This is a genomic window from Paenibacillus sp. E222, assembly GCF_013401555.1.
Taxonomy (GTDB): Bacteria; Bacillota; Bacilli; order Paenibacillales; family Paenibacillaceae; genus Paenibacillus.
On sequence record NZ_CP058552.1, the window covers coordinates 29,318 to 53,432 of the forward strand.

The following is a 24,115-nucleotide window of genomic DNA, read 5'->3' on the forward strand; positions in this document are numbered from 1 at the left end:
CTTGTTTCGTCTTCTATTGTTCAAAAAGATAAAACAGGAATCGAAAATCCATTTCCTGTACAACCTAACGGAAACTTCCTTGAACGGAAAGGAGAATTCCCATGAGCCGTGAAAAGGGAGAAATCACGATTTGGCTGTCCTTTTCCATCATTTTGTTAAGTGCAGGCCTCGTGTGCCATGTGCTGTCCATTCCGGCGATCCTGGATTATGCAGGCAGAGATGGCTGGCTATCGGTAGTCGCTGCTGCTCCCTTATTTTTGTTATTTCTATGTATGATGTTCGTTATTATCCGGCGGGTACGCGGACAGCGTTTGACGGACTGGATCACGCGGGAATTTGGCGTAATTCCTTCATGGGTTTTCCGTATCACTGCCTCACTCATGCTGCTTGCACTTGGATCACATACCTTATATGAAACAACAAACTGGACGGTATCCACCTATCTTCAATTCACCCCACCCTATGTGCTCGCAGGTGTGGGTGCACTGGTTGCTGCCTGGGCGGCTGCCAAAGGTATCCGTTCCATTGCCATGACTTCAAGTCTTCTGCTTCCATTCGTGATCCTGCTTGGATATTTCGTGATGTCAGCCAACATGAAATATAAAGACTATGGTCAGTTGTTTCCCATCATGGAATATGGTTCCGGCCCCGTTCTAAGGGGCATGATCTATTCGCTTGCTGGACTGATGGAAATCTGGATATTAATGCTGTTCCAACACGATATCAAAAGTAAAATTCGCTGGTGGCATCTTCTGCTGCTTGGGTTATTCATGCTCAGTATGGCAATTGGCCCAACGCTGGGAGCCATCGTTGAGTTCGGTCCGGAGGAAGCAGCAAAACAACGAAATAGCCCCTATGAACAATGGAAGCTGGTGAATATAGGAAAATTGCTCCAGCACGTGGACTTCCTGTCCATCTATCAATGGCTAAGCGGTTCATTTGCCAGAGTGGCGATCTCCATCTATCTTATCGTCGATCTGCTCGATTTTCGTAGACCAAAGAAAAGGTACGTTGCCGTTCTAATTGTCACCTTCATCATGTGCGCCATAGCTGTACAGTGGTGGAGAATTGATTACGTTGACTATTATGTAAACCATATTCAATTTCCCGTGATGCTGGCCTATGTATCCACGGTAACAGTCCTGTTGACCCTCGCCGCATTCATACACAAAAAAGACAAGGAGGCTCCCGCCCATGCCGCTCACAACCACACCAAAGAAGAACCCCCATCTGGCTGAACCATTCCGAATCAATGAGCATAATCTGACGACGTTTTTTGCAGGTTCAGACGATGTGATCACCAGCAGCCATATGATTGGGGAATCTCCGCAGCAGATTGTCATCGTGTATTGCAGCGGTATGGTCGACAGCAAATCCATATATGATATTATTCTTCCCGAACTGACCCGAACGTACGAGAGTACTCACTTTGTTCGTGCATCGGATATCGAGAAGTCCATTACCCTGCAATGGACAAGTATAGACATACAGAATAATCCGCTGGGAAAGGAACTCATGTCCTTGCGGGTGTTTGAGGGACACATGCTCATCTGCATTCCTTCCATCCAGAAGATGTGGAGCATGGATATATCCAACATTCCTACACGGTCGCCGGATGAATCCACTACGGAAGTATCGATCCGCGGGGCACGAGATGGCTTTATCGAACGACTATCAGTTAATATTGCGTTAATTCGTACACGCCTGCGTACGGCTGAATTAGCCTGTAATATTGAATTAATTGGTTCTCGCTCCGTGACCAAAGTCGCCCTGATGTATATTAAGAACATTGCCAATCCCGAGCTGATTGATGATGTGAAGAATAGGCTGCGCAAAATCGATATCGAACGCATTATGACGGCCAATGAACTAGAGGAATTATTGTCCCCTTCCAAAGTCACATTGTTTCCGGTAACCCATTACACGGGCAGACCTGATTTTGCGGCTGAATGTCTTCTGAACGGACGTTTCGTCATTATCGTGGATGGCAATCCCAGCGTCATCATCGGACCCGTCAATTTGTTTCTGCTTCTCAAATCCCCCGAGGATGCCAGCTTCCCGTTTCTTCCGGTGAATGTGGGCCGTATGCTGCGTTTTATCGGGCTATTAATAACCGTGTTCTTGCCTGGTTTCTATATTGCGCTGACTTCTTTTCACATGGACCAGCTACCCTTTCCTCTAGTAGCCACGATTTCGGTTGGGCGCATGGGTTTACCTATGGAGTCTGGTGTGGAAATGTTTCTCATTATGCTGCTGATGGAGCTATTCCGGGAAGCAGGGGTGAGGCTTCCCAGCGCCATTGGTCAGACACTGACCGTTGTTGGCGGATTGATTATTGGGGATTCGGCCATCCGTGCAGGCATGGTTTCCCCGCTCATGATTGTCGTCATTGCTGTAACCGTAGTGGCCGGAGCAACGATTGTGAATCAGGTCATGACCAGTTCTGTTCTGATTCTACGTTTTTTCTGTTTTGTACTGGGGGCATCCCTTGGCATATATGGGTTCATTCTGTCCATTATCCTGTTCCTGATCTATCTGACCGATCTGAAATCGTTCGGGATTCCTTATCTCACGCCGCTCAGTCCGCTTAATTTCAAACAGGCACTCGCCTCCTTGTTCAAACTTCCGAAAGGATGGATGAAACGCAGACCTGTCTATCTCGAAACGCAGGAGCCGCGCAAAGAAGGGAATGAGCGATGAAGCGCCTTTTACAGCGATGGTTGCTTGGAGCGTTAAGTGTCTCTCTTTGTTTCGTGACCAGTGGGTGCTGGAGTGCATATGAAATTCAACAGGTGGATTATGCGAAAGCGATCGGGATCGAGTATAAGGATGGGTTGTACCATATGTATGTTCAGAGCATGGACTTTACCAGTGTAGCCAAAAGCGAAAGTTCAACCAAAACGGCGGAGGCTCCACCCGTGTGGGTTGGACATACATCAGGGAAAACATTGAATCTGGCGGTAAACGAGCTGTTCCGAAGTTCCCAGCTGCATATTGCTTGGGGCCATGTGACAGCCATTGTCATGGGCGAAAGTGTCTTGACAAGCAAGCATATTAAGGAAGTGTTTGACATGCTTGGACGTTTCCCGGAATCACGTTATACCACCTGGGTGTACGGCACGCGCGATCCACTAGAAAATATTCTTAGTGCCACGTCCATATACAATTTGTCGCCACTGGATAGCATTCTGCACAACCCTCTTCCCTCATTTCTGGAAGAATCGCTGTTTCCTCCAGTGCTCAGTTTCAAACTCATTGCCACCCATAACAATACGTCCACGACAACTTATCTGCCTTGTATCACCCTGAACAAGGAACACTGGTCGCAGAACAAAAAGAATTATGAACTGTTTATGATTGACGGTGCTTTTTTTGAAAGAACCGGGGATGATTTTGAATATTTGCCCCATAGCAAGCTTTCTGGATTTCACTGGTTACTTAAGGATATGCGTCGTGCGCCATTGATTATTGAGAACGAAGGAACCGTCTATGGTGTGCTCAGCGTTGGTTTGCCTAATATCAAAATTGTGCCTGTCATTCGTGGGAATGAGGTTCATTTCAACATCGATGCCAAGTACCTGACCGCTTTGTATGAATATCTCACCCCTGTTTCCTATGACGAGATGGTCCGATTCAGCGAGAAGACATTGCGGGAGCAAATCATGCAAACGTATCGCGAAGGTCTGAAACGCGGGGTCGATGTCTATGGACTTCAGGAGAAGGTTTATCGCAAAAATCCAGGTCTGTGGCGCAAGCTGTCCAACAACGGCTCAAAGATGATCCTGACGGAAGATTCCATTCAGAAGCTGGACATTCATATTACCATTCCATATACGGGTAAATTCCGTAGGAAAGTGTAGCCATAACAAATCCCCTGCCGTATGAAACGGACTAGGGGATTGTTTGGTTGATGCTTCGATTATTTTGGTAGGGAGATGAGATTTTAAATAACATTCATGTGATCTTCTAATCTTCGTTATCCAGGGATGAGTAGATCGTATTGCCAGCGTTATCGAGCCCTCGGATGTCCATCTGCATTTCCGTTATTGGCTGCTGAATTACAGCAAACCACAACCTCCCCTGATCAGAGGGATCAAGGATCCCTGCCTCTACTTCCGCAACCGGAGAATTCGGATTATAGTGGATAAGTAATCTGATTATGTCCGGATTGTGGATATATCCGTATATAATATAGCACGTGTTGTCATTAGAATACTGGTATCCCGTCAGACGATAAGATATTGGCTCATCCTTATTGTCCTCAAGGACATTTTCTGATTTTATTACTTTTGAAGACCACTTCCTTTGCTGAATCAAGGCAGAAGCAATACCCTCAGTCTGGGTGTCCTGATATAAAACCAAGTGAGTTCTTGAATCGACGGGTGCTACCACCCTCACCTGTTCAGGTTGAATGTTATTTCTGGCTAGCAGGGGGGCGAACTCTTCTGGCTTGCATGATCGAATCAAGAGGAGAAGCGCTACAAATACTATAATAAATAACACATATGCTCCCCGTTTTCGATTACGTGTCATATGCAATCCTCTTTTCTTTAAAAGCTAAATTTCAATCCTAAGTATTCGACTATGATCCATGCAACAGGCCAAAGTAATGGAACATGAACAACCCAATAAGGGGCTTTATATCGCCCGTTCTCGTAACTGATCCCACAATAAAAAATCGCGAATAATACGCCTAAAGGATAGGTGAAAAGAATTTTAACCAATAGATCACGGGAAGTATCATATGTGTGTGGATACGGTGCCGATAAGGACATACCAAGTCCAAAAAGAGCCATAGGCCAAATAAACAAAGTAACTCCATACAAAACTAAAAATAATAATAAATAATTGTATAACTTCTCATTCTTCCTCTTGCTCATATGCCCTCCTGATTGCCTGAACGTAATCGCCCAACGTGAATAACCTTTATCAGAAGATTTTACAGGATAGATATGGAATTATAAATAGTTTATTCCTTGCTGATTAATAAAAAGACCTCCAACCATACAGGTTAGGAAGTCATTAATGATGTTAAATTATCATATTCCCCCTAGGCAGCGACCGCCTATCAGACTATTATCCGTTCTGCCTATAGTACTCCATTATTCGCATGCGTGTGGTCAGTATCAGGGTCTGTGGCAGTAGCACCACAAATATAAAAATCAGCACGATCAGCCACAGATGAGCGGCAAAATTCTCTGCGCCAAACGATGGTTTGGGAAGCTCAATGAAATACCACCAGCACGGGATGGCAACAAACCAGGTCAATCCGGTAGAGATGAATAACTCCTTCACCCCACTCCATAGAAAACAAAACACAATGGCAATGGTTAACGCGAACCATGGATGGGGCTGCCCCGTCCAACTCCTATCTAAAAACATTAGCAGTGGATACAACAGTGTTGTGCTCCATCGCCAGATGCTGTTGGTGTACAGTTTCATGAGATTCCTCCTTTGTAACAAGCAACCCTTTTACTTTATAAACAATACCTATGCTAAAAAGTTGGACCTTCTGATCCATTGGTTTGCATGCATAATTACCAATTTACGGTTCATACTACCATAAGGAAATTATATAAGGAGTGACAACATGAGGTTAAAAAGCATCATCGCCGTTGGAACGGTGTTAACTTGCTCGACTCTGTTATGGGGCTGTGGCAATGCCAATATGAACCATGCTTCGCAGCAGAAGGATACTGTTCAAACCGAGAGCTGGAGCGATCCCAAACGACTGGAGGCTTCCCATCTGGAAGCGCTGGAAAGGATGGAAAAGGATCATATTCATCGCATGGTTTCGCTAAATGCGAGCATGGATGAAGACAAAGTAATGACCACTCTTGAACGATCCACCCAGAAGCTGGAGGAAATGAGACCGCTCGCTGAAATGCTGCAACATGAGGGCCATCCAACACTGTTACAACGAATTCAGGAGATGGCTGGAGATATTCAAGGCTCGAAACAAGTGGTTGCTGAGATGAAAAAACTGCCTCAGGATGGAAAAATTAAGATTCAGTCGGAAAATTCCGATTCTTTGCACCACATCAGCAGTTTTCGCGATTACCACCAGTACATGCAAGAGAAGATTCAAACGTTGAACAAGTCTAAGTCAGCTACACATTAATCCGAATCAGCTACTTGGATGACGCTGCTCTATATAGAAAAAAACCATAATAGTTAGATGGGAAGGTCCATTCCTATCTAACTATTTTCTTGTAAAGAGGTGTTACTGTACCCTGCTGCGATCCCTGCGATCTTCTCTGTCCGCTTCCTCCATTTTACGAATAAATCGCATCAGTTCTTCTTTATGAGCTTCGAGTTCATTCAGCTTTGCAGATGCCCCATCCATAAATGACTGCATTCTGTGTGACAGTTCTGTTGCGGATGTACCGATCCAGTCCTGCTGCAATCGGCCATGAATGGAGCGCATTTTCTGTTCCTGCTGCATGAGCCGTTGCTGCAACTGCTCACATTGCTGAACAGCCCTTCTTAAATCAGACAAGGATACGGATATTCTGCCCATTTCTCATTTCCTCCCGTTAGTCCTTCTATGTAAACTAAATTAGTGTTGGTCTGCGATTACAAAATCCTCTCGTTTACGCTCAATATATTCCGCTATTTCGCTGATGGATTCCTGATACCAACGATTGATCGCTTGCAGCGTTGCTGTTGCGTTATAGGCGATGGGAGTAAAGGACTGACTTTCGCTGGTAGATATATGTGTCTGAAACATCTGAATTGAAGCCTGGGCATCATTCGAGAAGTCACTTAAACTCAGCCTCATCTCCCGAGCAGCCTGCGCTAACTCTTCCGGTGTTAATTGAATCTTGCCCCCGCCTTTTCCACTAACCATTCCTGTAGCCGCTGCAATCAACGGAGGAACAATGCCTGACATCAAATTGGAGAACGTGGCTAATGCTTCCTGATGTGCTGTCCATCTTGGAGAAATATCAATGGTTTCACCTGTGCTCCGGTCTATTAGCGGTCCTTTTAGATTTCCATTCTCATCAAACTCATATTGATCCATGGAATGATAACCCTTGCCTTCGTCCTTCGAGAATGAATCAAAAAATCTCATAATATCACCAACATGAAGCTTGTCCAGATCCACACCTACTCTTACGTCATGAACTAACATCGGTGAGCCTGCACCCAGAGGCTGAAAAGGAACCTTTAACTGAAACTGAAATTTCCAATTCTGATACATCGCATTAGCGGTGTCAAAGTCCTGACCCTTATACACGGTACTTCCTACGTGCCTGTCATATTCACTTATTCCCCCAGCCCCTACAGAATCATTGGGATGAACCACGTTAACCATTTTGTTATCAAAATGACCCTCATTCACCTTGGCCAAACTGACATCATCCAGCAGATTCGTTACACTAGGAGCACTATACGTCATCCCAGACACATCCTGACGAGCAGCTACATATTGAGCCAAACCGCCACCCAGGGAATGACCCGTCAATGAAATGTCTGAATCAGGGTACGCCACCTTCACCGCCTCATACAATTCCTCAGCTTGGTGGAACTGATTATTTTCCCAATCCAATTTATCCTTCATAAGTTTGAAGGGACTATTTTTAAATATATTATGACGTTCTGGATCGGTTATCGCATCTTCAAGCCTTCTGGTTCTGCCACCTACGACATCGAAGGCATCTGTCTCAATATCAGCTGCTTTTCCAATAATACCTTCAGGTTCAGTACCTCTATAACCGATGATAACTTGATTTGTTTTGGGATTCTCAAGAACTATAGCATCAAATCCTGAATACGCACTATGCAGACTTGCACCCTTTGGTTCAACCGTTCTCCAATCCTTGTACTCATCCTTGTCCAAAATATCACTACGACCTGCAGGAACATCCGTATATGCAAGCTCAGATATTTTTAAATATAATTCGTCAGTCATGTATTTATCCATCCTATTCACCCTTTCTTCTAGTTAACGGAAGTTGTATAATGCACATTATCAAACGACAACATTAGGAATATGAGGTGATTACTTGAAAAAATCAGGATTACTTTTTATATTAATGATCTGCGCCATATCATTCACTTTAGGAGGATGTATGTCAAACGAGAAAAAAGAGATTATTCAAAAAGCTCAGGTAGCAAGCCAAGCCTATTTTAAAGAAAAGTATGGAATTGATGTTGAATTCACAGACCATAAGTTTATTCCCGCTGATTTATCCCATACCGTTTCTTTAACTGGATATGTGAAAGGAAACAAAGATCAGGAAATATTCACTATGGTCGATTATGATACCTATGAAGTCAAGACGGGTTCAGTGCCAGATGAAATCAAGCCTCTTCAATAAATGAATTCTACTTAACTCAAACAAACATATACGATTTTTTTATCTGAGAGCCTTGTAGATATACTCGGCTCTTTAATTATGTAATAAGAAACCACTTCACTAGATTCCATCCTCTTTTTCCAAAAGAAGTAGAATCATTATAGTGCATCTTCGGCGTGACGTGTACATAACAACTGAAAAATGAGTACAAAGTCTTTATCCTTTTGGGTAGTAGACAGTAGGTACATTCAAGTACTTAGGCAGTTGTTACCAGTAATAAGCTCACACTTTTGCGTGTATACGTGAGGAAATAAATCTAGCTTTATCCTAATAAAGTTAGTAGGCAGTAACTGTCCACATAATTTCTAGATATGCCACTGCCCTCACTTTAACATGCTATTCATTCAAAGGTATTTACCCTAATCAATCATGATTCATTCCACCCACAAGGATACCCATATAAAAATGCTGAACAACATAACTGGCATAAGCGCCCCAGTGGCTAACATGATCCAAAGTGTTACTGGCCTTACATTCTGGAAGTATTGATCAAACCAGTGAAATCGTTCTTTCCGCCATTTGGCAAACTTGAGTTGCCTGATCATATGCTTCAACATTTTATGCCGTTGCTTTCCTTCCTCCACTTCTTCCAGCGCATGTCTTAACTCGTCATACAAACACGCCTCTTCCTGCTCAGCCAGTGTGGTTGTCGTCATTCTGCATCCCCTCCTTTACCTAATTTAACACGGAAACGTGACCAAAGTTTGGAATTTTATAGAGAAATGAACTTAAGATTGCTCAGGTTCCACAATCATCTTCACCAACTCCTGATCTGAAGTTCTAAGAACAGGCCATTCTTTCAGAACAAGTCCGGATCAAGCTGTCTTCCCTCGTGTGATGCACAGCAAAAAGCGATCCTCTTCCATGACCAGCGTCAAGTTGGAGAACCGCCATAATGTACCGTTTAATACAATTCAGTCGGGTTAAACATCACAGTGTGATACAACGATTACATTAGCCCACGTTTTTGATCAATTCATTCAAGCACACAGCACCCTGCGCACGCACATTAACCACAATAATTGGCGTATCCAGCATACCGTGCATCCAGGACATATACTCCTCAACCTTTTCGTTGGGAAGAATCGTCAGAATGACCCCTGCAAATCCACCGCCGTGTATACGGCAAGCACCATCGCCCAGCTTTTGCAGATAATTCTCAGTTAACGCCAATGCGATACCAATCTCCTGTTCCTTCACCGAGCCGCTCTGATATACATTCTGGAGCCATTTCCAGGAAGAGTTCCCGGATGCCGTAATCAGATTCAAGAAATCAGCAAAACTACCTTCCCGCAAGGCCTGTACCTGACCGTCCACTCGATTGTTTTCCTCCAAGAAATGCAGCGCACGCAGTACCGCGCGATCCCCTGCAGCTTCACGTACCTGCTTGAGATTGGCGTAGATCGCCTCAGCCGTAATTTCCCGGACATACTCACTGCCCAGCGCTTTAGCAACCGCTCTCATCTCATATGGTACAGCAGCGTAATCCTCCGTCAGATCCGCGTGATTCCCACCTGTGTTTACAATGACCAAGGAGTAACCGTTTTGTTGGAAATCCCATTGTACAGGCTCAATTGCAGGCTCGGCCGGATTTTCAAAATCAATCGCAATTAGCCCTCCATGGGCACAAGCCATCTGATCCAGCAGACCGGATGGTTTATTCCAATAGTTGTTCTCCGCATACTGACCAATCTTGGACATGACGACCACATCTAATGTGCCCTCATTATAGAAATGATTCAGAATCGTACAAATCAGCATCTCGAACGATGCCGACGAGCTCAGCCCGGACGCCGAGAACACGTTACTGGAGATGTACGCCTGGAAGCCGCCCACTTTGTATCCGAACTTCTCAAATCCCGCAGCCATACCACGAATCAAAGCTGTAGTGCCGTCGTCCTCAGCCTTCGGTGCCAAATCTGTGAGATCGATTACATATTTCTGTTCATAGCCTTCTGAATAAAAGGTAATTACCGAATCCGTCGTTGGCGCAGCCACCGCTATCGTATCCAGCGTAATACTGCCCGCCAGCACCTTGCCGTGGTTATGATCCGTGTGGTTGCCGCCAATTTCGCTGCGTCCAGCCGCACTGAACAATTTGCTGCACACTTGTACGCCAAAATACTGTTCGAATGATTCATTGAGCTTGGTGTAACGTGCTGTCTGTTCTTCTAGTTGTTGCTGACCGTACATTTGGGCAAGCAGCGCTTGGCCTGAAGTGGATTGGATCAGTTCCAGTGGTTGAGTGTTCATTGATAATCCTCCTATGGATATGCAGCATTTATTTTTGACGTAGATGATAAACAATACGGGGAACAATTCATTCCCGTTTACTCTCCCATTATCTCAGCTTCGTTTGGTAAAAGGTAGGGTAGAATTGCAAGTTTGCAAGCGTTTTTTAAATTGATTTTATTTTACAATCATAGGCTTAACTTCGCTCCAATTGGCGTTCGCTTATTTCAGAAAGGGTGCGATGCTATCCTTCAACGAAGTTACCGGATGACCCATCCATTGCTCAAGGTCCTTCGATGTAGATACCGTATCTATACTACTTAAAAAAGGGTAGATCCAGTGCTGCACTGACACATCCTCGCTGTGAATAACGGTCTTGCCTGCAAACGCTGTAAGCACCTCAGCCAGATCAGCAAAGGTCCAAGTTTTTGGCGCGGCCAGCTCATAGATTTGCTGCTCATATCCTTTGCCTGCGAGTACGTTCGAAATTGCCTGTGCAAGATCGCTACGTGTTACAGCATTGAACCGCCAATTTCCGGGACGAGTTGTCAGTACACCACTTTGTATCGCCTCATTTAATCCAAGTACATCCACAAAATCAATGTACAGCCCGTTGCGCAAAATCGTATACTTCATACCTGAATCAAATATGACCTGCTCGGTAAGTCTATGAACGCTTACTGGAATTTTAAGACCCGTCTGAGGAAAAGCAAAGCTGGTATAGAAGATATGTTCAACTCCTGCTTTCTTCGCTGCATGAATTACACTAGTATGTTGAGTTAGCCGCACCGTATCATCGGTATGTGAGCTAGAGATCAGCAGCAATTTATTCACACCGTTAAAAGCTTTCTGGCATGTTTCCGGACTATCATAGTCCATGAAGCGAACCTCTCCACCCTGATCCTTTAATGCTTCTAAGGTTGAGGACATACTCAAATTACGGACACCTGCAATAATTTTTGTAGCCGGAATTTTATCAAGCAGATTTGCGATAATCAGATTGCCTAATTGTCCTGTCGCTCCAGTAATCATAATAGACATCCTATTTTCCCCTCCTTTAAATGAAATTATAATCAAGTAGTTAAGTTATTAACTAAATGGACAGAATGATCAGCTGGACTTTAACATATTCCTCGCTGGACCAATCATATCCATTTCCACACAACCCGCTCTAGAATCTTCTGATCATAACACCGTTTTAAACTGTATTAAGACATGTTCAGCTTCTGTAACAAAATGATCAACTGATGCTGCTCTTGTTCATCCAATTTGTCCATCTGTCTTGCTACAGCTTCACGATTTCCCGGAAGATGCCCACTCAATAATGTCCGTCCAGCATCGGTAATGGAAATCACCGTCTTGCGACCATCTCGGGCATGTTCAGCTCTCGCGATATAACCATCACGCTCCAGTGGTGTTAGCAGTAAGCTGATATTAGCCTTGGTGACACCAATTTTTTCGGCAAGCACTGAAGGTAGCATCGTTCCCCCATCTTTGGCAATCTCCACAAGCACACGGATTCTTGCTCCATTCAGCCCCTTCGACTGCCAGTATTTTTCCGATACGGCTACCAGGTTGGCAGTCGCCTCAACCATTATGAAAAAAGCTGTATTCGGCAGTGGTAGATGAAGCAAGTATTCCTGCAACGCATCTTGTTTAGAGTCAATTGAGGGCAAGTTTTCTTCTTGTAATTGGTCCATACGGTCTGTTCCTCTCCATTTAGTTAATAACTTAACTATATAGTTTAAGATAACTTTCCCTATTGAAAATGTCAATGTACCCATTTGTTCAAGACTCCATATCCCCTTTCATTATGCCTAGCAGAAACGATATCAATATCGCTTTGATGAAGCCACTATAAATTCTTATTTTATTGACAAATTACCCTGTGAATATTTCACAGTGAACTAAAGACACCATGAAATATGGACAGGGTTCAGATTTAGTTTTTTTAAAATATACTCCCTCGTTTTTCATTCGGCATCAAACAGTTGTTTGCAGAACTCCGAGTATGTAGGTACATGCTCCAACTCATAATTCATGATCTTAATGATCAATCCTTCAACAATGGTCTGTGACAGATCGTCACGCTCTTGAGGTCTCACCTGATATCTCATCCGCTGAATGATAGGTTGAAATGCACTAATAATTTGAAGCATGCTCTCCCGATCCCCACTCTGTGCCTTCTGCACTGCATCATAAAATTCAACGTTGTTTTGATTCATCTTTAATCACCGCTTTAATTACCTCTATAAGGGTATTAATATTCACTGAGAGTTGATCCAGCTTCTTCTCAAATCGGGTAAATAAATATAATGTAATCATGATGGGAAAACCGACCTGACTGATTCCACCTATAAAAGTCGCAAATGCGCTATTGTCCATTACTTACTCCTCTCTAACCAACACGGTTTTCATTTTTTTCAGAGCTGCATTTCTTGTCTTCGCTATCGCCTGCTGGCTGACCTGAAGTCTGCTCGCAATTTCATGATCGTGGTAACCCTGTCCATAATATAGTGTAGTGACATGCTTCTGCTTATCCGTTAAACTATCAAATGCCGATTCCACATACTCATCCGCAAAGCCTTCCTGGAAATTAGTAGATTGTTTATCCGGCTGTACATTATCCACTGAAGTTTGATAGGCACTCATCTTCTCACCAATACACATACTGGAATCGTCCGAGGATGGCCTGTCATAGATCAATACATTTCGGGTAGCATAACGCTGATTACGCCGCATCTGATCGATACTCATGAATTTGAGCGATGATGTGACATAAGTGATAAATCGAAATTGAAAGAAATATTTGCGGAACGCCTCATTTAACTCTTCTTCCTTACCAGCCTCCCCTCTCAAGGACTCCAACAATAACTTCTGGTGCTTCTCCTGTTCGAAAAAGTTTAGAACAACCCGATTATGGAATAACGCGGGATTCTGATGCTTGTACTCCTCAAACTGTGCAGTCACCGAATGTGTTGGGTAATGACAAATCTTCTCTAAGGAACTCATATGACTCCGCCTCCTTCACTTTTTATATTTACGAAGGCGTTTTTGGCAGAAGAAAAAACAACCATAAATAAGAACATTTGTTCTCTTTATTATACTATATTTTTTCCCATATCGTACAAAATAATTAAAAATCCATCCCTCAGATGATTATCCTCATGACCCTGAGATATAAAAAATAAGACACCAGCACAATTAGGCTGATGTCTCATTATCACTTTCAGGGTGAATAATCCTTATCTTTGGAGATTAACGACAGAGAAAACAAAAAGATAAGTATTTTTTTCATCATATACTCCATATTAGGTTGTTTTTAGATAAGTTCATCACGCTTTATGAAATAGATTGGCACCGATCAAATAATTCATAGAGGTGATTACACATATCTAACCAACGCAGGTGTAGATGTAGTGATTACACGAACTTCAGAAATACTGTAGGCATTAATGATCGCGGGGTTCTGGACGATACAAAAACAGCTGTTGGATCTCTTGGTGTATTGCGATAACCGTCAGGAGCCACGTAATTAAATAGAAAGCTGGGAGACTAATCTCCCAGCTTTACTTCGTTTTACATTGCTTTTGGATATTCATTGAGGCGTTTGTTCACATCCAGCCCAATCGTGACCTTCCTGGTTTTGCGATTTTCGGAAGAAAACCAGTTTTTTAATGCTGAATACTCGCTTGTTTCCAACGCTGCCGTTTCAATGTTGAACTGGTTATTATCTATCCAATCATATGAGATGATGGGCCAAGTTGGCTTCAACATAAATGGTTCTTCAAGAGCAGCTGATGTATACGGAATGATTTTTAATTTTTCGAGATCTACGGCAACAAGAATTTGTCTTTTGACCAGACTACCTTCGTCATAAGCGTAACGAATTAACACCTTTTTATGATCTGAAGAAACTTTATAATCCTGAAATATGCCCACAGGCATGGTTAGACCTTCGCTTTTATTCCCATCGGTTTGGACTAGAATGGTGGAACACTCCTTGGACCCACACCCATATTTTAGCATCACATACATATTAGAAGAAGGTACATCCAATGAAGTAAATTGAGTGCGCGCAATCTCCGTTTGAATATCCCCTTCATTCAATAAATAATTCTTATACTGAGGAATGTCGTTAAGGGATAATTTTACAGATTCCCCCTCACTTTTGATTTCAACGATATCAGGTAAAGTGGATAATTCGGTATGCGGGAGTTCCGTCTCGGTGGAGACTGTTTCAGTCGCCTCACTCGCGGATGAGCTGGTTAAGTACAACCAAACCGTACTCCCTGAACCGACAAGCAACAGGAGCAAGAAAGGGATCATATATTTTTTCATAACCTTTTTCCTCATTTCAGGTTGTTTTAAAGTCGACTTCGTTCGCCTTATGAGTATTCCCAAACATAAGGAGATGAAGTTATATGGCACTTACAGACAGCTTGAAAGACAAATTGTTGAGAAATACCGGATTTTTTGAAGGAAACGATGGTTATTCCACCGTTTCAGGTAATTTTGATGGACAAGGAATTTCGTTCGGCATTATCCAGTACAACTTTGGTCAAGGGACCCTGCAACCTTTACTAAAAGAGTACATTCAGAACAACGAAACCGAGTTCAAAGCCGTATTCGGTACTTCCAAAGCCGCGACCCTGAAAGATGTGGTCAACAACAAAACGAAATCACAACAAATTGATTGGGGCGCCAGTATCTCAACAAGCGGCGGTAATGTGGTATCCGAATGGAAGACACTGTTTGAGTCCATGGGGGCAAAGTCTGCGAACCAGGCACTTCAACGTAAATATGCCGAAAGTTATTTTGATCGCGCCGTCACCTTCGCTGGCAAATTCGGCATTATTAGCACGCAGGGGCTTGCCTTCTTATTCGATCATTCCGTTCAGTCCTGGAGTCTTTCCGGAGAAAGCTCAATCATTTCCGAAATTAAATCTCTCGAAAAAGCATGGAGAGATATGGGAGAGACAGGTCGTTATCCCGATAAAGAACGATTGTATTCTGTCTTGAAAGGAGTTAGCGGCTCAGATCCAATTGCCCGTAGAACAGCTATTCGTAATGGATCAGGCACCGTACACGGAAAGAGTTATAACATTTCAACATTTGGATTGTCATACTCGACCAACTTTTAATTTGGTAAAAGCGGAACACCCCCTCGTGGGGTGTTTTTCCAATTTAAAAGCATTATATAATAAGGATCTTTGGTGGGGGTTTCAGTTCTGTCTCAAAGTTCAAAGGAATTGAACCAAAATTGTAACAATTAGTAAATAAACTATTTAGCGATTTCTCCTTGACTGTTACGTCAGGTCATACTTGATAATGATCTCAAGTTCACCTAAAGGAGAGATTAAGGATGAAAATTACCGCTTTGCGCTCAGATCAAATCTATGAAGAGATCATTCAGGCTGCACCCGATGAGAAATTGGAGTTATACCGCGAGCGAATGATGGGTCCTTTCATGAACAAATGGAACATACAACATATCCCGTTTCGCTCTCATGAGCCTCACGGCTTCGATGTGATCATGATGAATAACTTTATGAATATCGCTCCCGCAGATATCACACCTGAGATTAACGAATCGCTAGCAGCGATTTCGTCTGAAGCATTTTGGCAACAGTGTCATGAAGCCGTTCGTACGAGTCTATCTACCTTTACAGATCATGGGATTGAGCTGTCTGTCTCCGAATATCTATATACGATTTTATTAGGCGATAAGAACAGTCCATCACTCACCATGAACGAAGGTATCAGCGGAGATGGCGGCATTCCTGGTTATATTATTGCGAACCTGATTCCGGGTGCGTATACTTTACCTCGTATTCAATCCGTGTTAGCTCATGAATGCAATCATAATGTGAGATATCAATTTATCCAGTGGAATCCACAGATTACGCTTGGAGAAATGGTTGTTAGTGAGGGGTTGGCTGAGAGCTTTGCGACATCCCTGTATGGAGAAAAGTTGCTAGGCCCCTGGGTAGCCAAAACGGATATGGAGACTTTGAACACCTTAATTAAACCAAAAATGAAAGACCAGCTGCATCTCACCGGTTTTGACCAGATTAATCCGTATCTATACGGCGATGAACTTGCCATCATGCAAAACTTCACGCCCGTTGGTATGCCCTATGCGGCTGGCTATGCCTGCGGTTATCACTTAATCCAATATTATTTGAATAAAACAGGTACACCGATCACCGAAGCAACCATCACTCCGGCAAGTGACATCCTTGCGGAAACAAAGGACTTTTGGAATGAAGACACCCTATTTCACCGTTAAAGATATCATTCAAATAACAGGCATCACCAAACGCGCATTACATTATTACGATAAAACGGATCTATTGAAACCAAGCAGAGTCGAGGACAATGGCTATCGGTATTACGATCAAGAGGCACTGGGGAATCTGCAAATGATTCTCTTGTTCAAAGAAATGAATTTCTCCTTAAAAGACATTGCAGCCATGATGCAACTCTCCAAAGACGAACAGAAAGATATCCTGAGAGAGCATCGCAGTACACTCGTTCATCACAAACAAAAACTCGAAACCATCATCGACCAATTGGATGAGTATGTAGATGGGACGGATATCTCTCATCTTCATCTGTTTGACGACTCTTCCATTCTGTCTATTCAAGAGCAATATGAAACTGAGGCGAAGTTTGTATATGGAGACACCGAGAAATATCAGGAATTCGAAGCTAATGTGAACCAACTGTCTGCGGAAGAGCAAGAACAAGCTTACCAGCAGTTCTCGGTCAACATGGAGCAGGTATTTCGGGAATTGGCGAAGCATCAGGATCTGTCCCCTGATTCTGATGAGGTGCGATCGTTAGTGCTTGAATGGAAGAGTTGTCTGGAGCAGTTCATGGTCTGTGATGCTGAGATTCTCAGGTATATCGCAGAAGCCTATACGGCAGATCGTCGCTATGCGGGTTATTTCGATCAGTTTGGCGATGAGGGATTTTTGAGGTTTTTGCATCAAGCGATTATGGTTTATGTGGAGGGTGGGGAAAAGTCATTTTGTGTGAATTGGATACCCTCTACCAACAAGGTAACAAAGTAAAAAAACGTATCTCCATTGCATATGTATGGAAGATACGTTTTTTTAATATAGTTCATTTTACGTGTAAATATTACTTTCCCATTGTTCGTTCAGACCACATGCGATTACCCTCTGCTTACCGCTTTATCTCTTTGCCTTTCCGTCCGTTGCTGCTGAACCTCATCCAGATATTGCGTGAATCGGGATTCACCAGAATAGCTCAGGAACAGCCATTCCAAGGCTCGTGTCATACCGATATAGAAACGGGACACCTCCCGTTCATCCACTTCATCTATTTTTCCCATCTTACGTGGCATCGTTTCAATGGCAATGATAAACACCGCCCTGAAATCAAGCCCTTTAGCGCTATCGATGGTTAACATTTTAATGCTTTCCTCTTCGCGATCAAAACTCTTCTTGCTCTGTTCATCTTTGGTCACCCAATTATACGGAAGACTGTTATCGTTTAGAGCTTGCTCCATCTCACCAATAATGTTAATTCCTTGATGTTCCTGTACCCTATACAGGATTGCAATATCCTTCAGGGCAAACGATTTTTCCCGGCGCAGATAGTCAATCGACTTAGCTACAAACGCCATCTCCGCCTTCGTGCTTTGGCTTTGATAGATCAGAGGCTCTGGTCCTTTTCGTTTTGTGAACTGAGGCGGTATAATCTCGATTCCGTCTGCCGCAGTGCTAATGACTTTGTGCTGTAACCTGGAGTGTTCCTTGTAAAAATCCCACGCAAATTGCACGATTTGTGCCGTGTTCCTATAATTGATCGTCAGAATTTTGGAGCGGCCACGGAAGTCCAGTCCCGTATCTTGAGCCAAACTGTTTTTTCGTTTGAAAATCGTTTGCGCCCGATCCTCCACAAGCAAGAGCGACTGCGTCTCCTCATTGAGACAAGCACTCACCAACTTCAACCAATCCGGTTCGAAATCCTGACCCTCGTCAATCAATATTGCATCATATTTCGGCAACTCTTGCATCCCCTGCTCCATCTTCTCCAGCAAGGCCGGCAACTTCTTGTCCATAATCCGAAATTGCTTTCCGAGCCACGAATGGAACGTACTCACCTGAATATTGGATCCAAGCGTAGAAACCCCATCATTATCTACAAGATCAAATAAATCCTCAGGCTCTGCCATCTTCTGCACAATGGCCTGTCTCAAGTATTGGGATAAGGTTGATCCATAACAAAGTACAAGAATGTCCCAGTCTGGATTGGCCTTCGCCAGCATCCGCGCCCGACTGACAAGCACCAGCGTTTTACCGCTACCCGCAACGCCACGGATTAATCGGTGCTTGTCTCCAACCTGCTTCGCCATCTTTTCCTGATGCAGATCCATCGTCTTGATGTTATGCAAGGATAACAATAGCTGGTCCTGATGAGGCACGATTTCTTTGCGCTCCAAACTAATCCGCACTTCGGGGAACAGATGGTAACGAATTGCTTGTATATCGTCATGGGTCAAGCTATATCGGTTCCGGGTAGGCACCGTAAACATGTGCAGAAGCTTCTCAATCAGAATTTCTTCCGAGAAATCTTCATCCTCCGGATTGACCTCTTCTCTGGTCAGCACAAACACCGGATCAATAACACTGTATAAATCCATATGTAGAAAGTCCCTTTGCTTCAACCGGGTGAAAACAACACCATACCCATAATTGAATTTCAGATATCCTGGCGTTCCCTCTTTGATCAGATTCTTATCCTTCTTCAATTGATCCGCTATGAGGAATGCGTAACCTCTTGCTTGCTTCAGTGGACTCGGTTCAGTAGTCGTCTCACCTGCCGTAGTGTGTAAAGTCCATTCATCCCGATTTACCTGATGCAGTGTGCCTTTGGTATAATCCTTCACTTCTAGTACAAGCAACCCTAAATCTGGCCCGATAATGACAAAATCCGGTCGTCTTCCACGAATCTCAGGTTCATAGTACACAATGTAGTCTTCCGGAAGATGTTTCTTAAGAGTTTCAAATAATAACCGCTCACCAGGCATCGCTTTCTTCGGGATAACCTCTGGTACTGTATTTGCCATGCTAATCGCTCCTAGTCAAATCTATAATTGCTATATGTACATTATATTATTCAACATAAAACCACAATTTTCCACAAGTAATTTTATTCTCGAAACAGTATTCGTTGCAAATGAATCTATCGAGCGCTAAAGCAAAAAAGAGAGACTCATAAGTTCAGAGTCACTCTTTTGTTAAAAATGGGAAACTCAACTCATTTCTAGTTGTTATATACTAATAAGTACCAATACCCATTTAAGGTTTGTAATTCTGTTGAGTATAGATGTGAATGAAATAAGGAACAATAGCTCCGGCTGCCTGAGCTTTAGCACCTTCATTATTGGCAATAGTAATTATATTATTCGGGAAGCTGCTTGGAACGGTTTTATCTTGAAAATCATACTTATCATAAGTATGAATATATACTTTCCAGCTTCCACTCACTTTTTCAGCTGCCCAACTAACAGTAACTTTACCCAGAGCCAGATAAAAATCCAAACCCGCATTTCCAGCGCTTGTAGCAACACTGGAATCACCAGAAACAAATGTTTTCCCAGCAGCATTTGCATTATCAATCGCTTTGGCAATAGGTATTGAAACTGTAGTGTAAGCTGAAGTTAGTGACCATGCATTTGAACGACTGCTGCCTGCAGCATAATCGAGTGCTGAAGGAGAGTCCTGAAGCGAATTTTTAAGAGCCTGTCCTGCAAAAGGGCAAGAGAAAGAGCCTAGAGATAGCGCTACCAAATTAAAATCAGAACGATACTGTGCTTTTGTTTTTTCTGCTGCCGCTGCAAAATTCAATTGATCATTGGCATTTGTAGAAGACTGGAATTGTTGAACTTCTTCCAAAAATTTGGCCTCAGCCTCTTGTTGGGCCTGAGCTTTTAAAGCAGAAGTATTGTTGCTTTTGATACTTTTCAATACCGTCTTTGCCTCATCATCATATCTTATATTCCAAGTCGATAAATCTGCTTCTTCTTTCAGCTGTTCATTATTTACAGTACCATCTGTCCAGGCATTATTTACGCCATTCGTGATAGAAGTTGATGCTTCGACTGAGAGGGGGTCTGCATAAGTAGTATTGCTAGAAAGAGCATATGGCATAAATGCTGCAGACAGTAACGAGAATGCAAGTACTGGTTTTAGTAGCTTACTAGAATTATCCATCTCACTTCTCCTTCTTTATATGTTATTTATTTACATGTATGATATTATCATATATAAAATAATTTGTAAAATTTACCTATAATAGAAAGGTTGTTTTGTATGAAAAAATAATTACCAAGTTATCCTCTATACTAGGTTACGGACTTCTAATCACCCTTTTTATTTTTTTCCTTATAGCACTAATTGCTATTATAATTCTGGCTATCTATGAATTTAAAAACTAGATTGATAAGCCAATTAATAATCATGAATCGATCACAAAAAAATAAGAGGCAACAAAGCAAAGGTCTTACCAGCTTTGTTGCCTCTTATTTTTTATAAAACAACTTCAATGAATCTCACCAAAAGAGGATTACCTCCGCTCAAAATACGCATGCAACCGATACAAACAAATCTCCTTCGTCCATCGGTACAGCACCGCCCGTTCCTCCGCATCCTCTACCTGCACACTCAACGAGAACACGCCATCCTCGAATCGGGTCATACTGCCCTTCGCCCCGCTCCACATCGACATGGGCATTTTAACAATCAGCTTCTCAATCTCCGTTCTCGTCTTCTCGTTCCATTCCCAGAGCGCAAGTTTGCCATTGTCCGAAAAGTCCTTCCGTTTCCGGTATTCCTTTTCCGTAAGATACGTATGGAAAAATCTCGCCATCTCCCCCGGTGTGATCGGGTCCATCCAGTGCGCTTCGCCTCGCTCCAGCATGTACAGCAGCACGATCATCTTATAGCTTTTGTTCATGACCGTCTTCTCGACATCGCGCAGCCAAGCCTCATGCCGGACGTACATTTCTCCCTCATATGGGGACAGCAGTTCTGCCCAATATAGAAACCCAACATACGAACCAAATTCGCCCCGATACCCGATACTCTTGGAACGTCCCAGCAGATGCAGTTCCAGATACGTCGGAATACGCCCCAGCTCTCGCTTCACATCCAGAAAATCCTGATGCAGCTTCTCTCGGCGCGGCAGCCGTTTGCGGCTTAGCTCCTGAAGCAGGTTCACCACTCGGGTTTCCAGATGAATCCCGCAGTTGTCCGGAACTTCCGGCACCGCCGAATCCCGGTCTTTCGCCGCTCCTTCCAGCTCCCCGCGCACGTCCAACAGACTCAGCTTCACATCCGCATTTCGGTAGTTTCCGATCAGGTCGATGATGACACAATGCGATTTGCCCTCCGCCAGCCGCAGACCGCGCCCCACCTGCTGGGTAAACACCGTAAGCGACTCCGTTGGACGCACAAAGAGCAGCGTGTCTACACGCGGAATATCCGTTCCTTCATTGAACAGATCCACCGTCAGCACAACCTCCAGCTCGCCCGAATCAAGCTGCCGAATCGCTTCCTCCCGCGACATCTCCGATGTGCGCGAATGCAGACTGAGTACCTTCACCCCCCTGACCGCGAAAATACGCAGCCAAATAGTCCGCCTGCCGGATCGAGGAGCAAAAGCCAATCGTTCTCGTCTGCTTGTACCGCAGCCAGGCCGCATAGATCGTCTCCACATGCTCCTCTTGCAACTGAACAGCCATGAGCTGTTCTTCATCATACTTCGTGCCAATCCAGCGAATCTGCGAATAGTCCGTATCGTCGAATACTCCGTAATATTGAAATGGCGCCAGCCAACCTCGTCGGATCGCTTCGATAAAATGCATCTGGTACGCCACATTCCCATCACAGAGCGCATACACATCCTTGCCATCCAGTCGATCCGGAGTTGCCGTAATGCCCAGCAGGAATCTTGGTTGAAAATGCTCAATCACCGACATGTACGTCTTCGCCGCCGCATGATGGAACTCATCCACCACGATCAGATCAAATGCATCGACGGCAAACACGTCCCGGTGCTTCTGCATACTCAGCGTAAAGATCGAAGCATACACACAATCCGCCGCCCCATCCTTATACTGCCCGTTATAGATCCCATGACTGCGCTCCGGCATGATCCGTTGAAAAGACTTCTTCGCCTGGAACAGAATCTCTTCCCGATGTGCCACAAACAACACCCGCTGGAATCGCTGGGCGAAGAAACCCGCCAGATACGTTTTGCCAAGCCCGGTCGCCATGACGACCATCGCTTTGTCGTACTGCTCCTCCATCGTGCCATGGAGTGCTTCAAGCGCATCCAACTGCGCCAAACGTGCCTGGATCGGCACAAGCGACAGCTCAGCGGCTTCTTCCTCTTTTTCCTCGAGTAGACCTGTGCCAAATTCCGCTTCTTCCATCTCCGTGATTCGCTTGATCATCTCCGGGTTCTTCTGGTGATATTTGCGGTACTCTTCCTCATACAATTCAATGGAATCCGGGTTCACCGGCAAGGTTGTCTCGTGGTAAAAGCTCTGCATGAACTTGTCCAAAGCTGACTGGAACGTATACGGCTCCGCCTCCGCATTCATCGCGAGATTCCATTCATATCCCGTCTTCAGCGCTGTGAAGGAAAAGTTCGAAGAGCCAACGATCAGCAGTCCTTCCCCGTTGTCATGATCGAACAGATAAGCTTTTGGGTGAAAAGAAGTGCCCCTACTTCGCCACAGCCGTGTCTCAATTCGGGGATCAACCTCACACAGCGCCCGTAATCCTTCCGACTGCGTGATATACAGATAGTCTCCCGCGAGCATCCGCACCTCGGCTCCACGTTCTGCCGCCTGTTTCAAATGCGGGGCAAGCAGCTTCACACCAGACTGCATGATAAAGGACGTCATAATATAAATCCCGGACGCATGCTGCATCCGGGTGATCAATTCATCTGCCAGGTTGTCTGTAATGAGCTTAACGTTAAGCTTCGTCGACATCGATCAGATACACCCGCTCCTGGAATCCACCGCGCGCCTCGGCTTTGTCCGCCCGCAGTTTGTCCAGCTGTGCCGCATTCGCCCCATGCACCTCAGCCAGCGCCCGGATCACTTCGAGCATGTCGGCCAGTTCTTCTAGCGCTTCCTGATCGCTTCCTGCACTCATGTATTCTTCCGATTCTTCTTGCAGCTTTGTTCTTAGTTCTTGCTTATACTCCTCCGGGTCCAGAATGCGTGTGCGGCATTCCTTACCGCTGGATGTGATAATATGCGGGATCTTGTCCCGCACCAATTTGTTGTATGTAGGCATGTGGTATAACATCCTTTCTGCTGTGAGAGCCTTCGAGCCTCGCGCTAGAATCTCCCTTTTTGCCATTATACCATTTGCTATGGGGAGGGATGGGTGGATTTAATAGAAAATGATTAACAAAAACACCAACGGGCACGCCGTCAACAATGCCGCTGTCAAACTGATCTGTGC

Annotated in this window: 24 protein-coding genes and 1 pseudogene; 8 read left to right on the forward strand and 17 right to left on the reverse strand. The window is 44.2% G+C overall.

Annotation, left to right across the window (positions count from 1 at the left end; translation table 11 throughout):
• Positions 1-101: 101 nt before the first annotated feature.
• The 3 genes from HW560_RS00125 to HW560_RS00135 are packed head-to-tail and all read left to right on the forward strand — an operon-like array spanning position 102 to position 3,860.
• Complete coding sequence (locus HW560_RS00125) at positions 102-1,238, forward strand: endospore germination permease (RefSeq protein WP_179261378.1); 1,137 nt, start codon at positions 102-104, stop codon at positions 1,236-1,238.
• Complete coding sequence (locus HW560_RS00130; protein ID WP_090893683.1) at positions 1,195-2,700, forward strand: spore germination protein; 1,506 nt, start codon at positions 1,195-1,197, stop codon at positions 2,698-2,700. Before HW560_RS00125 ends, HW560_RS00130 begins: the two co-directional genes overlap by 44 nt.
• Positions 2,697-3,860, forward strand: coding sequence for a Ger(x)C family spore germination protein (locus HW560_RS00135; RefSeq protein ID WP_090893680.1), 1,164 nt, complete (start codon positions 2,697-2,699; stop codon positions 3,858-3,860). The genes HW560_RS00130 and HW560_RS00135 overlap by 4 nt, the downstream gene beginning before the upstream one ends.
• Positions 3,861-3,966: 106 nt before the next feature.
• Here the strand turns inward: HW560_RS00135 and HW560_RS00140 are convergent, their stop codons facing one another.
• From HW560_RS00140 to HW560_RS00150, 3 genes are all read right to left on the reverse strand, one after another.
• Positions 3,967-4,533, reverse strand: coding sequence for a hypothetical protein (locus HW560_RS00140; RefSeq protein WP_090893677.1), 567 nt, complete (start codon positions 4,531-4,533; stop codon positions 3,967-3,969).
• Positions 4,534-4,550: 17 nt separating this feature from the next.
• Positions 4,551-4,880 (reverse strand): hypothetical protein, encoded by a 330-nt coding sequence (locus tag HW560_RS00145; RefSeq protein WP_090893675.1) that lies wholly within the window; start codon positions 4,878-4,880, stop codon positions 4,551-4,553.
• 196 nt (positions 4,881-5,076) lie between these two features.
• Positions 5,077-5,442, reverse strand: coding sequence for a hypothetical protein (locus HW560_RS00150; protein WP_090893672.1), 366 nt, complete (start codon positions 5,440-5,442; stop codon positions 5,077-5,079).
• A gap of 148 nt (positions 5,443-5,590) precedes the next feature.
• Between HW560_RS00150 and HW560_RS00155 the strand changes: the two genes are divergently transcribed.
• The gene (locus tag HW560_RS00155; protein ID WP_179261380.1) at positions 5,591-6,121 is read left to right on the forward strand and encodes a hypothetical protein; all 531 of its coding nucleotides are present in this window, start codon (positions 5,591-5,593) and stop codon (positions 6,119-6,121) included.
• A gap of 102 nt (positions 6,122-6,223) precedes the next feature.
• Here HW560_RS00155 and HW560_RS00160 read toward each other — a convergent pair whose 3' ends face one another.
• Together HW560_RS00160 and HW560_RS00165 are read right to left on the reverse strand one after the other, a co-directional pair.
• Positions 6,224-6,520: a WXG100 family type VII secretion target gene (locus HW560_RS00160; RefSeq protein ID WP_090893663.1), complete on the reverse strand. Its 297-nt coding sequence runs from the start codon at positions 6,518-6,520 to the stop codon at positions 6,224-6,226.
• A gap of 39 nt (positions 6,521-6,559) precedes the next feature.
• Complete coding sequence (locus HW560_RS00165; protein ID WP_177185619.1) at positions 6,560-7,915, reverse strand: lipase family protein; 1,356 nt, start codon at positions 7,913-7,915, stop codon at positions 6,560-6,562.
• Between the two features lie 160 nt (positions 7,916-8,075).
• Between HW560_RS00165 and HW560_RS00170 the strand changes: the two genes are divergently transcribed.
• Positions 8,076-8,324, forward strand: coding sequence for a hypothetical protein (locus tag HW560_RS00170; protein WP_090807756.1), 249 nt, complete (start codon positions 8,076-8,078; stop codon positions 8,322-8,324).
• A 413-nt stretch (positions 8,325-8,737) separates the two neighbouring features.
• Here HW560_RS00170 and HW560_RS00175 read toward each other — a convergent pair whose 3' ends face one another.
• The 8 genes from HW560_RS00175 to HW560_RS00210 all read right to left on the reverse strand — a co-directional run bounded on the left by HW560_RS00175 (position 8,738) and on the right by HW560_RS00210 (position 14,936).
• Complete coding sequence (locus HW560_RS00175; protein ID WP_179261382.1) at positions 8,738-9,019, reverse strand: hypothetical protein; 282 nt, start codon at positions 9,017-9,019, stop codon at positions 8,738-8,740.
• Between the two features lie 298 nt (positions 9,020-9,317).
• A complete protein-coding gene (locus HW560_RS00180; RefSeq protein ID WP_179261384.1) occupies positions 9,318-10,616 on the reverse strand; it encodes a galactokinase in 1,299 nt (432 codons plus the stop codon).
• A 201-nt stretch (positions 10,617-10,817) separates the two neighbouring features.
• Entirely contained in the window at positions 10,818-11,636 is an 819-nt protein-coding gene (locus HW560_RS00185; protein ID WP_179261394.1) for an NmrA family NAD(P)-binding protein, read from the reverse strand.
• A 167-nt stretch (positions 11,637-11,803) separates the two neighbouring features.
• Complete coding sequence (locus tag HW560_RS00190) at positions 11,804-12,295, reverse strand: MarR family winged helix-turn-helix transcriptional regulator (RefSeq protein ID WP_090893651.1); 492 nt, start codon at positions 12,293-12,295, stop codon at positions 11,804-11,806.
• A 273-nt stretch (positions 12,296-12,568) separates the two neighbouring features.
• Positions 12,569-12,820: a helix-turn-helix domain-containing protein gene (locus HW560_RS00195; protein WP_090893648.1), complete on the reverse strand. Its 252-nt coding sequence runs from the start codon at positions 12,818-12,820 to the stop codon at positions 12,569-12,571.
• Positions 12,801-12,980 carry a YvrJ family protein gene (locus HW560_RS00200; RefSeq protein WP_090893646.1) on the reverse strand — a complete coding sequence of 60 codons (180 nt, stop codon included), beginning with the start codon at positions 12,978-12,980 and terminating at the stop codon, positions 12,801-12,803. Before HW560_RS00200 ends, HW560_RS00195 begins: the two co-directional genes overlap by 20 nt.
• Before the next feature lie 3 nt (positions 12,981-12,983).
• Positions 12,984-13,607, reverse strand: coding sequence for a sigma-70 family RNA polymerase sigma factor (locus HW560_RS00205; protein WP_179261396.1), 624 nt, complete (start codon positions 13,605-13,607; stop codon positions 12,984-12,986).
• Between the two features lie 567 nt (positions 13,608-14,174).
• Positions 14,175-14,936: a hypothetical protein gene (locus tag HW560_RS00210; protein ID WP_179261398.1), complete on the reverse strand. Its 762-nt coding sequence runs from the start codon at positions 14,934-14,936 to the stop codon at positions 14,175-14,177.
• An 83-nt stretch (positions 14,937-15,019) separates the two neighbouring features.
• Here HW560_RS00210 and HW560_RS00215 point away from each other — a divergent pair, with 83 nt between their 5' ends.
• The 3 genes from HW560_RS00215 to HW560_RS00225 all read left to right on the forward strand — a co-directional run bounded on the left by HW560_RS00215 (position 15,020) and on the right by HW560_RS00225 (position 17,674).
• The gene (locus tag HW560_RS00215; protein WP_090893640.1) at positions 15,020-15,739 is read left to right on the forward strand and encodes a hypothetical protein; all 720 of its coding nucleotides are present in this window, start codon (positions 15,020-15,022) and stop codon (positions 15,737-15,739) included.
• Between the two features lie 221 nt (positions 15,740-15,960).
• On the forward strand, positions 15,961-16,887 hold the full coding sequence (locus HW560_RS00220; protein WP_179261400.1) for a DUF2268 domain-containing putative Zn-dependent protease: 927 nt from the start codon (positions 15,961-15,963) through the stop codon (positions 16,885-16,887).
• Entirely contained in the window at positions 16,862-17,674 is an 813-nt protein-coding gene (locus HW560_RS00225) for a MerR family transcriptional regulator (protein ID WP_179261402.1), read from the forward strand. The genes HW560_RS00220 and HW560_RS00225 overlap by 26 nt, the downstream gene beginning before the upstream one ends.
• A 104-nt stretch (positions 17,675-17,778) precedes the next feature.
• Here the strand turns inward: HW560_RS00225 and HW560_RS00230 are convergent, their stop codons facing one another.
• From HW560_RS00230 to HW560_RS00245, 4 genes and pseudogenes are all read right to left on the reverse strand, one after another.
• A complete protein-coding gene (locus HW560_RS00230) occupies positions 17,779-19,698 on the reverse strand; it encodes a 3'-5' exonuclease (RefSeq protein WP_179261404.1) in 1,920 nt (639 codons plus the stop codon).
• 232 nt (positions 19,699-19,930) lie between these two features.
• Positions 19,931-20,845, reverse strand: a complete 915-nt coding sequence (locus HW560_RS00235; protein ID WP_179261406.1) for a hypothetical protein — start codon at positions 20,843-20,845, stop codon at positions 19,931-19,933.
• A 352-nt stretch (positions 20,846-21,197) separates the two neighbouring features.
• Positions 21,198-23,634 (reverse strand): annotated as a pseudogene (locus tag HW560_RS00240) (DEAD/DEAH box helicase family protein).
• Positions 23,618-23,944 (reverse strand): nucleoside triphosphate pyrophosphohydrolase, encoded by a 327-nt coding sequence (locus HW560_RS00245; protein ID WP_105405575.1) that lies wholly within the window; start codon positions 23,942-23,944, stop codon positions 23,618-23,620. Before HW560_RS00245 ends, HW560_RS00240 begins: the two are co-directional and overlap by 17 nt.
• Positions 23,945-24,115 lie beyond the last annotated feature (171 nt).